Genomic DNA, 12,647 nt, shown 5'->3' with positions numbered 1-12,647 from the left:
CGCTCAGATTAGCGCAAGAAAAATCGGGCGTTACTAGGTTAAATGGTAATGATATGGCGAATCCTTATTACAAAAAGTCTTATGATAGGAATTCGCGCTTATCATGTTCATACCCCCAAAATGGGCGCGAGAAGGACGACAAAGATTGCCTCTGAGTAGACAATTGCCACCGCCTCACTTAGAGGCAGATACGGCAAGCCCGCGAAAAACAGTGCAGAGGCGCCGAGAAGAGTGATCGCACGCGCCATTTGTCCGCGAAGATCGACGTTTCGAATACGCTTGCCTAACGGCCCGCCACGAAGACTTACCAACAACGCTGGGACGACGCCAAACAACATGCGGAAGAAAGTCACCTCGTTCGCTGGATAGTTCAGTGCGACCGCTTTGCCCAGCGCATCGACGACCGCGAAACAAAACATCGAAACGACTACGAGAGCGATTGCTTGATATTGGGCGGAAGGATTGGAGACTGACAGGTTGGTGCGCATATTGAAGGCAGCATTGAGTTTCTGTGTACCGAGCACAATTGTCAACGATCCGTCGTCGCATGTCGAATGACCGGTTCTGGCCTATTGTGTTGAAAAACTCTCCGTTCAATAATTTGGCAAGGTTTGCAGGGGTCCTCTTAGCCCTAACCGAGGCTCACGAGCGGTTTGTGGAGCGATCTGAGAGGTCGATTTTTCGCGAACCGGTCACGTCACCGGAGCCTGTCAGAAATTTTGTGTTCAAGGCATAACATGTACCCAAAGGAGCATGTATGCCAAGCAAACCAAAAGCAGGGTCTGCGCCCCCGCCTGAGCTGCCCGCGATTCCAGAGGAGCTCATCGATGAGTTCGTGAAGGGTCCGATGACGGCGGAAGCGGTGCAGGCAGCCTCGATGGCGTTCAAGAAGGCGCTGATCGAGCGTGCGCTGGGCGCCGAGCTAAAACATCACCTGGGCTATCCGAGCGGAGGCCAACGCCCGCCGGAGTCGACCAACCAGCGCAACGGCAGGAGCGGCAAGACCCTGTTGACGGAGGACGGCCCGTTGCGGGTAGACATTCCGCGCGACCGTGACGGCAGCTTCGAACCGATCCTGATACCACGGCACGAACGCCGCTTTACCGGCTTCGACGACAAGATCATTGCGATGTACGCGCGAGGCATGACCGTGCGTGAGATACAGGGCTTTCTGGCCGAACAGTACGGCACCGAAGTATCGCCGGAGTTCATCAGCTGTGTCACCGATGCGGTGACTGAGGAGATCACAGCCTGGCAGGGCCGTCCGCTCGAGCCAATGTATCCGGTGGTGTTCTTCGACGCGCTGCGTGTGAAGATCCGCGACGAAGGGATGGTGCGCAACAAGGCGATCTATCTGGCGCTGGGGATCCTGCCCGACGGCACGCGTGACATTCTCGGACTGTGGATCGAGAACACCGAGGGCGCGAAGTTCTGGATGAAGGTCTTCAGCGATCTGAAGACACGCGGCGTGCAGGACATCCTGATTGCCGTCACCGACGGACTGAAGGGCATGTCCGACGCGCTTGAAGCGGTCTTCCCGGCGACCACGCTGCAGACCTGTATCGTGCACCTCATCCGCAATTCGCTCGACTATGCCGGCTGGAAGGAGCGTCGGGAGCTGGCCGCAGCCCTGCGTCCAATCTACACGGCGGCCAGTGCTGCTGCAGCCGAGGCGGAGTTGCTTGCCCTGGAACGGGGCCCGTGGGCAAGCAGGTTCCCGACGGTCATGGCAGCCTGGCGCCGCGCATGGGTTCGCGTGATTCCGTTCTTCGCGTTTCCGCCTGAGGTGCGCAAGGTCATCTACACCACGGATGAAATACACAAGCCCTCACGCCGTACTTCGCTCGTTCGCTATGTCCGCGCTTCCGGCCACCGTATCGGCGCGCTGTCTGATTTGGGGCGCGACTGCTTCCATCGGTTAAACAGTCTCTGATAGGTTCGCTCGGACTGCTCGGCCATGGCTCGCTCCTGCTGGCGGACGCTCTTCAGACTGTAGGCGGCAGCCGAACCTTTGCGCGAGCCATGCTGCGCCGGCATTCCAGCCTGCAGTTCCAGCGCGCGCAGCTTGTGCGCGGTTAACGCGGGACGATCCCACGCGAACGGTTCGCCACGTGTCATCACATACCAGACGATCACGGCGAGCTTGCGAGCGGTCGCTACGACGGCAATTTGTTGGCCGCGGCGATCGCGCACGCGCAGGAAGAAGGCGCGCAGTGGCCCGGGCGCCTGCGTGGCGCCCCAGGCAGCCTCGACCAGCATCGCCCGTGCGTAAGAGCGGCCGCGCTTGGTGATGTGGCCGTGCCTGGCCGGTGTTGGGCCGGATTGATAGACCGACGGATTGAGCCCGAAGTAGCTCACCAGCTTCTCCGGATTCGGAAACCGCTCGATGTCGCCGATGGCCGATAGCAGCCCGATCGCCACCGTGGTATTGACGCCGGTAATCGTCAGCATCACGCGTAGTCGCGCGTCGTCGATGGTCGCTTGCGCGAGTGCCTGCTCCACCTCACGCAGATCTTCGCCGAGGCGGTCCAGTTCGCGCAGTCGCTGCTCGATGCCCAGGCGTTCATCCAGCGGCAGCGGTTGAACGCTGAGCCATGCACGCCCCTTCCTGCCAAACAGATCGGTGGCAGGACACCGCTCGATCAGATGCGCCGCCAGCACGGCGTGAACCTCGTTCTTCAGCCGCGTGCGTTGCCGCACCAGCTGCGAACGGCGCGAGATCTGCCGACGCAACGCCAGCGTGCGCTCGTCTGGCATCCAGACTTCCGGCAGAAAGCCGCTTGCATACAGTTGTGCCAGCACGGCCGCATCGATCTTGTCCGTTTTGACGCGGGCTTCGGCGATCAGCCGGACTTGCAGCGGATTCGCAATCGCCACACGCGCGACGTGACGGCGGAGCACGTTGACGATGGCGGCAGTGTTGCCGGTTGCCTCGAGCACCACGTGATCGGTGGCACGTAGGTTCTCGGCAAAGCGTTCCAGCTGGTCGCGTCGCAACCCGGTACGGCCGCCGGCATGCATCAGGCCATTCTCCAGGTACGCGATCTCGGCCACGGAGCGCGAAACATCAAATCCCACGATTCGCATAACCGTCTCCCGTATCAGATCACTGTTGGGAGCCGGTGGGGCAGCACGACAACTACGGATTCGCGCTCACAGCGCAACCGGGCGGGTCGCAGGGGCGGCCAACTACTAACACGAGCTCGCGGCTCATCATGTAACAACGGCCTGCCCACCCGAAGTGCTCCCCAGTGCCCCTGTCCCGGATGGTCACACCATACGCTCAAACCGCTGGGCGCGGGAACGCGAGGCACCGGCTATATCATGCCGGTTACCAATTCGCTGGAGAGCGTGAATGCACAGCTGCGCAAGATCATAAAGACGCGCGGACACTTCCCGTCCGATGAAGCGGCGACCAAACTGCTCTGGCTTGCGCTGCGCAAAATCACCAGCGACTGGCACCGTGCGGCCCACGACTGGAAGGCCGCCATGCGGCAGTTCGCGATCCTCTACGAGGATCGCTTCACACGACCCAACAGCTAGAATGAAATTGATCGCCTGCCACGCCTGAAATGTTCAGACGCCTTGCACACAAAAATTCAGACACTCCCCGTCACCGGAAGAGGGGAGTTTTTCAACAAAATAGGCCGGACTGAGACCTTGCTGTGCTGCCCGCCGCCCAACCCTGCCAACTAACCTTCGCTGGTGACACAATTATTTCGCTTCGGGGAATCCTTGCCCCTCAAGGCTGAGCCGGCACGGACACGGTTTCCCGCGGCGAGTTGACAAAATTATTAGCGCAACGGTGACACATTTAATGCGGTCTACGCCGCTGGTGCGACAAATTCGGCGCGGGCTTCGCACGTCGCGTCAAAGCTGCTCGCCGCAAACCTGGCCGCACATGGCATCTTGACGAAGTCTTCGTTACGTTGCGCCGCGGTGAGCCTAATCTGCTCTGGCGGGCGGTCGACCAGCACGGCGCCGAACTCGACATCCCGCTGCAGAAACGTCGCGATAAGGCCGCAGCAAAGCCCTTCTTCAACCGCGTGCTGGCCGCCTGTGCCGACGCGCCACGAAGGATTGTCACCGAGCAGCTTCGCAGCCACCCGGCAGCCAAGGCCGACATCCCCGAACTGGCGAACGTCAAACATGTGTTCGTCAAGGCTGCGGTTCGGGTGAACAACCGGGCAGAGAATAGTCATCAGCCTGCGCGTGAACGTGAGCGGCGCATGCGCGGATTTCGTGACCCGAAGCGCACGCAGGCTTTTCTCTCCAGCTTCGGCCTGATCCGGCAGCACTTCGCGCTCAAGCGACACCTGCTACGGGCTTCACGCTATCGCAAACAACTCGCATCCCGATTCGCTGCGTGGCGCGAATTCACCGGCATCGCTCAAAATCCGTCGGCTGTCTCCTGAGCGAGATTGACTCTTCGCAGTAGTCCGTGCCACTGCCGACAAGTTGACAATGCCGGCCGGAGTGGTCGGTCTATGTCTTTTACGTCGTGCGTAAAACGCGCACGGTCAGCCCGGGCGCCGCCCCAAAAACCGGTGTGATCGTGCTAGCGACCGTGGCCGTCAGTCTCGCCGCAGACAGAGTTGGCGCAATCACCCGGCGACGCTCGCATTGGGCGCTTTTCCGACACTGACATGGCGAGTTGGCATACACCTGACAATACCGACACGATCTGGCAATCGCCTGCCTGCCCGTACCATCGCGGCACGTCTCTTGCGTGTTCGCTGGCGTCATGCGTGAGTTGTGGAATATCGCTCCAGACTGCGGTAATAGCGTTGCCGCGCGATGACACCCGCTTGCCGATTGAACCCGTTCGTTTGGCTGCAAGCCGAAAACAGTTTTGGATAACCTGAGGACTACAAAATGCAAAGTAAACGGCACGTGATGGGGGACAGGGATCATCGCGCCTGGGTGGGTCCACCTGATTATTTCGACCGCTTGGGTGCCGTGCAATTCGTTACATTGCTTCTGCTGGGGTTGAGAGAGGAACACTTTTTATTGGATATCGGATGCGGTTCACTGCGTGGAGGCAGGTTCCCTTTGATGTACCTCAATCCCGATCGCTATTTCGGCATTGAACCGGAAGAATGGTGTCTTCGGCAAGGCATCGAGGCGGAGGTTGGCTCCGCACTTGTCACTTTGAAGCGACCACGATTTTTATTCAGTTCTGATTTGAATACAACCAGTTTCAATTGCCAGTTTGACTACATAATTGCCGCCGGCATATTCATGCACGCGAGTAAAACGCAAATTACAAGGTGCTTAAAATCAGTGTCGCGGAGTTTGCGACCTAATGGTAAATTTGTGGCGGCTTTTCTGTCGGGAGGTTCAGACAGCAGCTGCGCACACTGGACGTATCCGGAGGTTCAGTATTATAAGGTTTCAACTCTTCGTTTGCTCGCGGAGGAATGTGGATTAGAGCTCGTCCTCCTCGATGCGCCGCACCCACTAGGGCATCAATGGGTTGTTCTAACACATATGAAGGACCAGCAACACGTTAATCATCACCTTGGACTTGATGCGTTCTCGTGGGAAGAATATCTTTCGTTTCAGTTATCGAAACGAGGAATAGCTCCCAAGAGTCATGAAGGCTATTTGCGTCATGACCTGAGCAGGGTCATTCGCAGCGACGACGAATCTGTTGTTCCGCAAGCGAGATTGTCGTCATCTGAGCGACCAATCGACGACGCTGCGGCTCACATAATCGAGACCTAGGGCGAGCGCCGGGGGCGCGCATAACGTTCTTGCTTCCCCTCGCTGTTGAGAATTCGGTAGTTGGCTGCCGCCCCCTTAACCAGAGGCTAACTACGTTGCGACAGCGCATGATGGGCGGGACCGTTGGCTACGCTTCGCCGTGGGATGTGAAAATACACACGGTTGGCACAACCACCTTCGAATCTAGCAGTTCCGCGGAGCCCAATTCACGGAAACGGATGCAGACGCTTTTTAAAGTGCGGCAGGCGACGGTCTTAATGCCTGGCGCCGAGGGAGGTCTTTGATGTCACACGTTGCAAAAACAAGGCTGTCAAGAGCTGGCACCGTGGACAAAGCGCCGGCAACCCGCTATCCGATATCGAAGATCCACCAGACGTTACGTGATCGGATCTGCACGCTGTATTATCCCCCCGGCACCGTACTGCGCGAGACGGCGCTTGCGGATGAATTCCACGTCAGTCGCACACCGATTCGGCAGAATCTTCAGAGACTCGCATATGAAGGCCTCGTGGAAACAAGAAATGGCATCGGTACGATAGTCACGGGCGGTGATCTCCGGGAATATCGTGACACTTACGCATTCCGGCTAAGGTTGAGCGAGATCCTTGGCGACTTTTTTTCTCCAGCAGACGCTCCGCACGCGCTCGAGCGGATGCAACAGCTGGCGGTTAAAGCGACGACGCTGCAACACAAGCCACCGAATCCAGGAGCATTCTGGCAGGTCCTCGATGAGTTGCATTCCGTAATCAACGGTCTCATAACGAACGGACAAGTGCGCCAAACGCATAACCGCTGTTACGTGCAAGTCTCACGGCTCAGGCTGAATATTGTGGAACTTTTATGGGACGACGAACTTAGGAGTCTTAATAGGGAGCTGGACGAATGCTGCTTGGCGCTGCGCGCTGGGGACATGCGCGCTCTTGGACTTGTGCAACGCAACCACATCTCGTTCGGTCTCGCACGCATCGCTCGGTTGATCTCATAGTGTGCCGGACAGGTCGTGTAGTTTGGTCGGTGCCGCCATGCTGTAATTCGAAAATGCATCAACACAGAAATGAAGACCCGCCCACACAGCCTGACAGGATCACGATGTTCGCGTTCCTCAGGAGGTTGTAACTGCTCTTGCCTGATATCGGTACCCGGGTAGAACTTCAGGTGCTTGCAGCCTATCGGAAGCCCTGGTCCTGGCTACATATTCGGATAATTCGGCCCGCCGCCGCCTTCCGGCGTGACCCACACGATGTTCTGCGTCGGATCCTTGATATCGCAGGTCTTGCAATGCACGCAGTTCTGCGCGTTGATCACGAGGCGCTCGCTGCCATCGTCGTTCTTCACGAATTCGTACACGGCGGCGGGGCAGTAGCGCGATTCCGGACCTGCGTACGTCTGCCAGTTCACCTTCACCGGCACGCTCGGATCTTTCAGCGTCAGATGCGCGGGCTGATTCTCATCGTGATTCGTGTTCGAGATGAACACCGACGACAAACGGTCGAACGTGAGCTTGCCATCCGGCTTTGGATACACGATCGGCTTGCACTGCGACGCCGGTTTCAGCATTTCATGGTCCCAATGCTGATGATGCAGCGTCCACGGCACGTTGCCGCCCAGCAGCTTCTGCTCGATGCCGACCATCAGCGTGCCGAGGTAGAGGCCCTTGCTCATCCACTGCTTGAAATTGCGCGCGCGATGCAGTTCGGTGTGCAGCCACGACGTCTTGAAGCTTTCCGGGTACGCGGTGAGTTCGTCGCTCTGACGACCCGCCTGCACCGCGTCGAACGCGGCTTCGGCGGCCAGCATGCCGGTCTTGATCGCCGCGTGCGAGCCCTTGATTCGCGATGCGTTCAGGAAGCCCGCATCGTCGCCGACCAGTGCGCCGCCCGGGAACAGCAGCTTCGGCAGCGACATCAGCCCGCCCGCCGTGATCGCCCGCGCGCCATACGACACGCGCTTGCCGCCTTCGAGGATCGCGCGGATCGCCGGATGCGTCTTGTAGCGCTGGAATTCCTCGAACGGCGACAGATACGGATTCGAATAGCCGAGGCCGACCACGAAGCCGACCACCACCTGGTTGTTATCCATGTGATAGAGGAACGAGCCGCCATATGTGTCGTTTTCCAGCGGCCAGCCGGCGGTGTGCATCACCAGACCGGGCTTGTGTTTCGACGGATCGATTTCCCACAGTTCCTTGATGCCGATACCGTAGACCTGCGGATCGACGCCGTCGCGCAGACGGAACTTGTCGTTCAGCTGACGGCCGAGGTGGCCGCGCGCGCCTTCGCAGAAGAGCGTGTATTTCGCGTGCAGTTCCATGCCGAGCTGGAAGTTCTCGGTCGGCTCGCCGTCCTTGCCGATGCCGAGGTTGCCGGTCGCGACGCCCTTGACCGAGCCGTCGTCGTTGTACAGCACTTCTGCAGCCGGAAAGCCCGGAAAGATTTCGACGCCCAGCGCCCCGGCCTGCTGACCGAGCCAGCGCGTCACGTTCGCGAGCGAAATGACGTAGTTGCCGTGATTCTTGAAGTTATCCGGCAGCGCCCAGGTCGGCACGCCTTTCGAGCCGGTTTCGGTGAGGAACAGAAACCTGTCTTCGGTCACGTCGACGGTGAGCGGCGCGCCTTTTTCTTTCCAGTCTGGAATCAGTTCGGTGATGGCGCGGGGGTCCATGACCGCGCCCGACAGGATGTGAGCCCCGATCTCCGAGCCTTTTTCGAGTACGCACACGCCGAACTCGACGCCTTTGTTGGCCGCGAGCTGCTTCAGGCGGATCGCTGCGGACAGGCCAGCCGGGCCGCCGCCGACGATCACGACGTCGTATTCCATTGATTCGCGCGGCTGCGCACGCGCAAGCAGAGTATTCATAGTAAGAAAATCTTCGGGGATTACGACCTACGACACTCAGCGGTATCGTTGTTCAGGGAAGAAAAGCGATGGCTGACCGCCACTGCGCGCCTGGCGTTTACACGGTGAAGCCAGTATAAAAATACGCAACCGCCGCAATCAGCGTGAGGATTCCCACGACCTCGCCGAGCGCTGTCGCAGGGGCCTTCGACATAAACAGCCGCAGCGCGCATCGTGTTGAGAAGCCGGCCAAAAAAGCGACGCCGATCGAAATAGCGGCCACAAAAGCGCCATCTGTGAAGGCGAGCCATTGGATCTGCATGTGTCTTAAACCGATCATTTCGGTAATGGTGACACGACGCGGGCCAGCCCTATCGGCTTTCGCGACTCTTATGGACTGCGATCAGATTTGCTTATTGAGACCGTGGATCCGCATCGCGAGCGCAGACTCCAGTCATCACTTCATCCAAGGACTTTCCGTGAACACTTATGACGTTGTCGTGATCGGCGCGGGCGTAATCGGCAGCTCGGTCGCGTTTCACCTGCAGATGCTCGGCGCAAAAAACGTATTGGTGCTCGATCGGGCAACAATCGGCGCAGGGACTACCTCTCAGTCGTCGGGCATTCTGCGCACGCACTACTCGGTGAAGGAAAACGTTGAACTCGCGCGCAAGTCGTGGTCGGTGTTCAACAATTTCGCCAACTATGTCGGCGACGACGAAGCCTCCAGCGGCCTTGTGAAGTGCGGCTACATGATCTTGTCCGCGGACAACGACAAACTCGAGCCGCTTCGGGCCGCTCTTGACCAGCAACAACAACAGGGCATACCGCTCGAATTACTGGACGCGCGCCAGGCGAAGGAGCGCATGCCGATTGCCACCTTCGACGACGCCGCGCTGATTGGTTACGAGCCGGAAGCCGGCTTCGCGGATGCGTACCTCACCGCCACCAGCTTCGCTCGTGCTGCGCGTCGCGGCGGCGTGACGATCCGTGAGAACGTCACCGTCAACCGGCTGCTGATCGAGAACAGCAAGGTGATCGGCGTATCAACGAACGTGGGCGACTTCGCGGCGGGCACCGTAATCAGCACGCAGAACATCTGGACACCGGAGCTCGCGGGCTGGACCGGTAAGACGCTGCCGATCGCTCCGGAGCGGCACGCAGTGCTCGCGCTCGAATGCGCGGAAGCGCCTTACACGTTCCAGATGCCGGTGTTCAAGGACCTCGCGTCGCAAGGCATGCTGTATTACCGTAGCTACGGCGGCAATCAGATGCTCGTGAGCGAGGGCGTGGTCGGCGAAAAGCTCACTACAGCGGACACCGAACAGGGCGACATTCCGATGGACTATGTTATCGATGTCGGAGCGCAGGTTGCGAAGCGTTTCCCGGCGTATGAGACGGCAGGCATTGCGTCATCTTGGACCGGCGTGTACGACGTGACACCAGACTGGAACCCGGTGCTCGGTACACTGCCCGGCATCAGCGGGCTGGTGGTCGGCTACGGCTTCTCGGGCCACGGATTCAAACTGTCGCCGACGGTCGGCAAAATCCTGGCGCAAGCAGCCCTTGGCCAGCCCACCGACGTTTCGCTCAAGCCGTACTCAATCGAACGTTTCGCCACCGGCGAGCTTTTGACGGGAAAATACGGCCTCGGTGCAGTTTCTTGATGCGATGAGGTCCGCTCACCTCGCGATTCGTCCGCTGGCGTCATTCACGCCGCAGCCGTGGCGCAACGATGGCGGCACCACCCGATTACTTGCGGAAAACATCGACGACGCGGGCAGCTGGCGTATCAGTCTCGCGGATGTCGCTCTCGACGGTCATTACTCGCGCTTCGCGGACATGACGCGCGTGTCGCTCGTCGTAGATGGTGCGGGCGTTACCCTCGACAGCGGCTCGGCACGCATCGAACTTCTGCCTGCTCGCGCCGCGGCCTACGACGGCGACGCCGATTGGCGCGCGAGCCTGCACAATGGTCCAGTCATGAAGCTCAACGCGATGGTGACCCGCGGGCGCTATTCTGCGTGCATCGTGCCGGTGTTCGCCGAACGGCACGTGCCGTCCGACTGTTTCGCGCTCCTGCTGACGTTGCACGGCGCGACCGTTGTGCTGCCGACAAAACAAGACGCCGCCTCCAAGGCGTCGACCACGCTTGCCGAAGCACATGTCGCCACCCGTAACGCCAGCGGCGCGGCATTCGATCTATCGCCTGCACAGCGTGAAGCAGACGACGCATCTGACTCTTCCACGCCTAGCAAAGAGCACAGGCCGTATGCCGCGCTTGTGCTCATAAGATCAACGACGCACGGCTGATACGCCGCGCAAAGACTCTTCCGCGTATCAAGGAAAGCATATGAAAGTCATGGCAGCAGTCAAACGCGTTGTCGACTACAACGTGAAGGTCCGCGTGAAAGCGGACCAAACGGGCGTCGACATCAGCAACGTGAAAATGTCGATGAACCCATTCGACGAGATCGCCGTCGAAGCGGCGACCCGTCTAAAGGAGAGCGGTCACGCCAGCGACGTCGTTGCCGTTACGTGCGGGCCGACGCAAAGCGCTGAAACGCTGCGCACCGCCCTTGCGATCGGTGCAGACCGTGCATTGCACATCCAAACGGACGCCGAGCTGCAGCCGCTCGCCGTCGCGAGGCTGCTGAAGGCCGCCGTGGAGCGAGAACGGCCGCAACTGGTAATTCTCGGGAAACAAGCCATTGACGACGATGCTGGCCAGACCGGTCAATTGCTCGCGGCGCTGCTCGACTGGCCACAGGCTACTTTCGCGAGCGCAATTGACATCAAGGGTGATGTAGCCACCGTTACGCGCGAAGTGGACGGCGGCCTTGAAGTGATTGAACTGGATCTTCCCGCCATCGTCACGACGGATCTGCGTCTTAACGAGCCTCGCTACGTCACGCTACCCAACATCATGAAGGCGAAGAAGAAACCGGTGGAGACCGTCACCCCCGCTGATCTCAGCGTGGACGTGACTCCGCGTCTGAAGACGCTGAAAGTCATTGAGCCGGCCGTGCGCAAGGCCGGTGTGCGCGTGGCGGATGTCACCACGCTGATCGACAAACTCAAGAACGATGCAAAGGTGATCTGATGACCACGCTTGTCATTGCCGAACATGAAGGCCCCGTGCTCAAATCAGCGACACTGCACACAGTTGGCGCCGCGCGTCAGTTGAATAACGGCGTGCACGTGCTAGTCGCGGGCCACGACGTGCGCGCAGCGGGAGAAGCAGCGGCGTCCATCGAAGGTGTCGATAGGGTGATCCTGATCGACGCGGCGCATCTTGCGGACGGTCTCGCGGAGAACGTCGCGGCGCAGGTGCTGACGCTCGCACCGTCGTACACGCATGTGCTGTTCGCCGCGACGGCCGCGGGCAAGAACGTCGCGCCGCGCGTCGCCGCGAAGCTCGACGCATCGCAGATTTCCGACGTCATCGCCATTCGTGCGGCCGATACGTTCGACCGCCCAATCTATGCCGGTAACGCAATCGCTACCGTGCAATGTGACGACACGATCAAGGTCGCGACGATCCGTACCACGGCGTTTGATGCCTCGCCCGCGACCGGCGGTAAGGCGTCGGTCGAGACGCGCTCCGCCGTGGAAGGCAGCAGCCGCGCGCGCTTCGTGCGCCGTGAAGTGGCAAATAGCGATCGCCCCGAGCTGACCTCAGCGCGCATCGTTGTGTCGGGCGGACGCGGCATGGGAAGCGCGGAGAATTTCGCGCTGCTAGATCCACTCGCACAGAAACTTGGCGCAGCGGTCGGCGCGTCGCGCGCGGCGGTCGATTCTGGCTTCGCGCCGAACGACTGGCAGGTCGGCCAGACCGGCAAAATTGTCGCGCCGCAACTCTATGTAGCGGTCGGCATCTCCGGGGCGATCCAACATCTGGCCGGAATGAAGGACTCCAAGGTGATTGTCGCCGTGAACAAGGACGCCGAGGCGCCTATCTTTGGCGTAGCGGATTACGGAATTGTAGGGGACCTGTTCACCGTACTTCCGCAATTGACTGCCGCACTGTAACGTCTCCTAGTGGCGTTTTAACCGTTGGGGCTGCCTGAGAGTCACAGCAGCCC

9 protein-coding genes and 4 pseudogenes are annotated in these 12,647 nt (G+C 59.8%); 9 read left to right on the top strand and 4 right to left on the bottom strand.

All coding sequences use genetic code 11. From position 1 onward, the window contains the following. Nucleotides 1–116: 116 nt before the first annotated feature. Nucleotides 117–488 (bottom strand): annotated as a pseudogene (locus tag QFZ94_RS43460) (EamA family transporter); the annotation flags it as partial. Nucleotides 489–757: 269 nt separating this feature from the next. Here QFZ94_RS43460 and QFZ94_RS43455 point away from each other — a divergent pair. Further along, nucleotides 758–1,873: pseudogene (locus QFZ94_RS43455) on the top strand (IS256 family transposase); the annotation flags it as partial. Here the strand turns inward: QFZ94_RS43455 and QFZ94_RS43450 are convergent. Further along, nucleotides 1,852–3,087, bottom strand: coding sequence for an IS110 family transposase (locus QFZ94_RS43450; RefSeq protein WP_429459802.1), 1,236 nt, complete (start codon nt 3,085–3,087; stop codon nt 1,852–1,854). The pseudogene QFZ94_RS43455 and the gene QFZ94_RS43450 sit on opposite strands and share 22 nt — an antisense overlap. A 246-nt stretch (nt 3,088–3,333) precedes the next feature. Between QFZ94_RS43450 and QFZ94_RS43445 the strand changes: the two are divergent. The 4 genes and pseudogenes from QFZ94_RS43445 to QFZ94_RS43430 all read left to right on the top strand — a co-directional run. Continuing rightward, nucleotides 3,334–3,543 (top strand): annotated as a pseudogene (locus QFZ94_RS43445) (transposase); the annotation flags it as partial. Between the two features lie 281 nt (nt 3,544–3,824). Further along, a pseudogene (locus tag QFZ94_RS43440) lies at nt 3,825–4,415 on the top strand (IS6 family transposase); the annotation flags it as partial. Between the two features lie 460 nt (nt 4,416–4,875). Then, a complete protein-coding gene (locus QFZ94_RS43435) occupies nt 4,876–5,727 on the top strand; it encodes an SAM-dependent methyltransferase (protein ID WP_429464150.1) in 852 nt (283 codons plus the stop codon). Nucleotides 5,728–6,010: 283 nt separating this feature from the next. Further along, nucleotides 6,011–6,712: a GntR family transcriptional regulator gene (locus QFZ94_RS43430; protein ID WP_429464148.1), complete on the top strand. Its 702-nt coding sequence runs from the start codon at nt 6,011–6,013 to the stop codon at nt 6,710–6,712. Nucleotides 6,713–6,915: 203 nt separating this feature from the next. On the opposite strand, the gene QFZ94_RS43425 is transcribed toward QFZ94_RS43430, so the two are convergent. Both QFZ94_RS43425 and QFZ94_RS43420 read right to left on the bottom strand, forming a co-directional pair. Continuing rightward, entirely contained in the window at nt 6,916–8,583 is a 1,668-nt protein-coding gene (locus QFZ94_RS43425; RefSeq protein WP_429464146.1) for an electron transfer flavoprotein-ubiquinone oxidoreductase, read from the bottom strand. Between the two features lie 97 nt (nt 8,584–8,680). Next, entirely contained in the window at nt 8,681–8,884 is a 204-nt protein-coding gene (locus tag QFZ94_RS43420) for a hypothetical protein (protein WP_368718786.1), read from the bottom strand. Between the two features lie 157 nt (nt 8,885–9,041). Here QFZ94_RS43420 and QFZ94_RS43415 point away from each other — a divergent pair, with 157 nt between their 5' ends. From QFZ94_RS43415 to QFZ94_RS43400, 4 genes are read left to right on the top strand one after another with little or no spacing between them, the layout of a single operon-like run. Next, entirely contained in the window at nt 9,042–10,229 is a 1,188-nt protein-coding gene (locus QFZ94_RS43415) for an NAD(P)/FAD-dependent oxidoreductase (RefSeq protein ID WP_429464144.1), read from the top strand. Next, nucleotides 10,216–10,875, top strand: coding sequence for a HutD/Ves family protein (locus tag QFZ94_RS43410; RefSeq protein ID WP_429464143.1), 660 nt, complete (start codon nt 10,216–10,218; stop codon nt 10,873–10,875). Before QFZ94_RS43415 ends, QFZ94_RS43410 begins: the two co-directional genes overlap by 14 nt. Nucleotides 10,876–10,915: 40 nt before the next feature. Further along, nucleotides 10,916–11,665 carry an electron transfer flavoprotein subunit beta/FixA family protein gene (locus QFZ94_RS43405; RefSeq protein WP_429464141.1) on the top strand — a complete coding sequence of 250 codons (750 nt, stop codon included), beginning with the start codon at nt 10,916–10,918 and terminating at the stop codon, nt 11,663–11,665. Beyond that, nucleotides 11,665–12,594, top strand: a complete 930-nt coding sequence (locus QFZ94_RS43400) for an electron transfer flavoprotein subunit alpha/FixB family protein (protein ID WP_429464139.1) — start codon at nt 11,665–11,667, stop codon at nt 12,592–12,594. The genes QFZ94_RS43405 and QFZ94_RS43400 overlap by 1 nt, the downstream gene beginning before the upstream one ends. The last annotated feature ends 53 nt before the right edge of the window (nt 12,595–12,647 follow it).

It is taken from the genome of Paraburkholderia sp. JPY465 (genome assembly GCF_050436725.1).
Classification (GTDB): domain Bacteria; phylum Pseudomonadota; class Gammaproteobacteria; order Burkholderiales; family Burkholderiaceae; genus Paraburkholderia; species Paraburkholderia youngii.
Note: the sequence above shows the minus strand (reverse complement) of the source record. Positions and strands in the feature narration are given on the sequence as shown.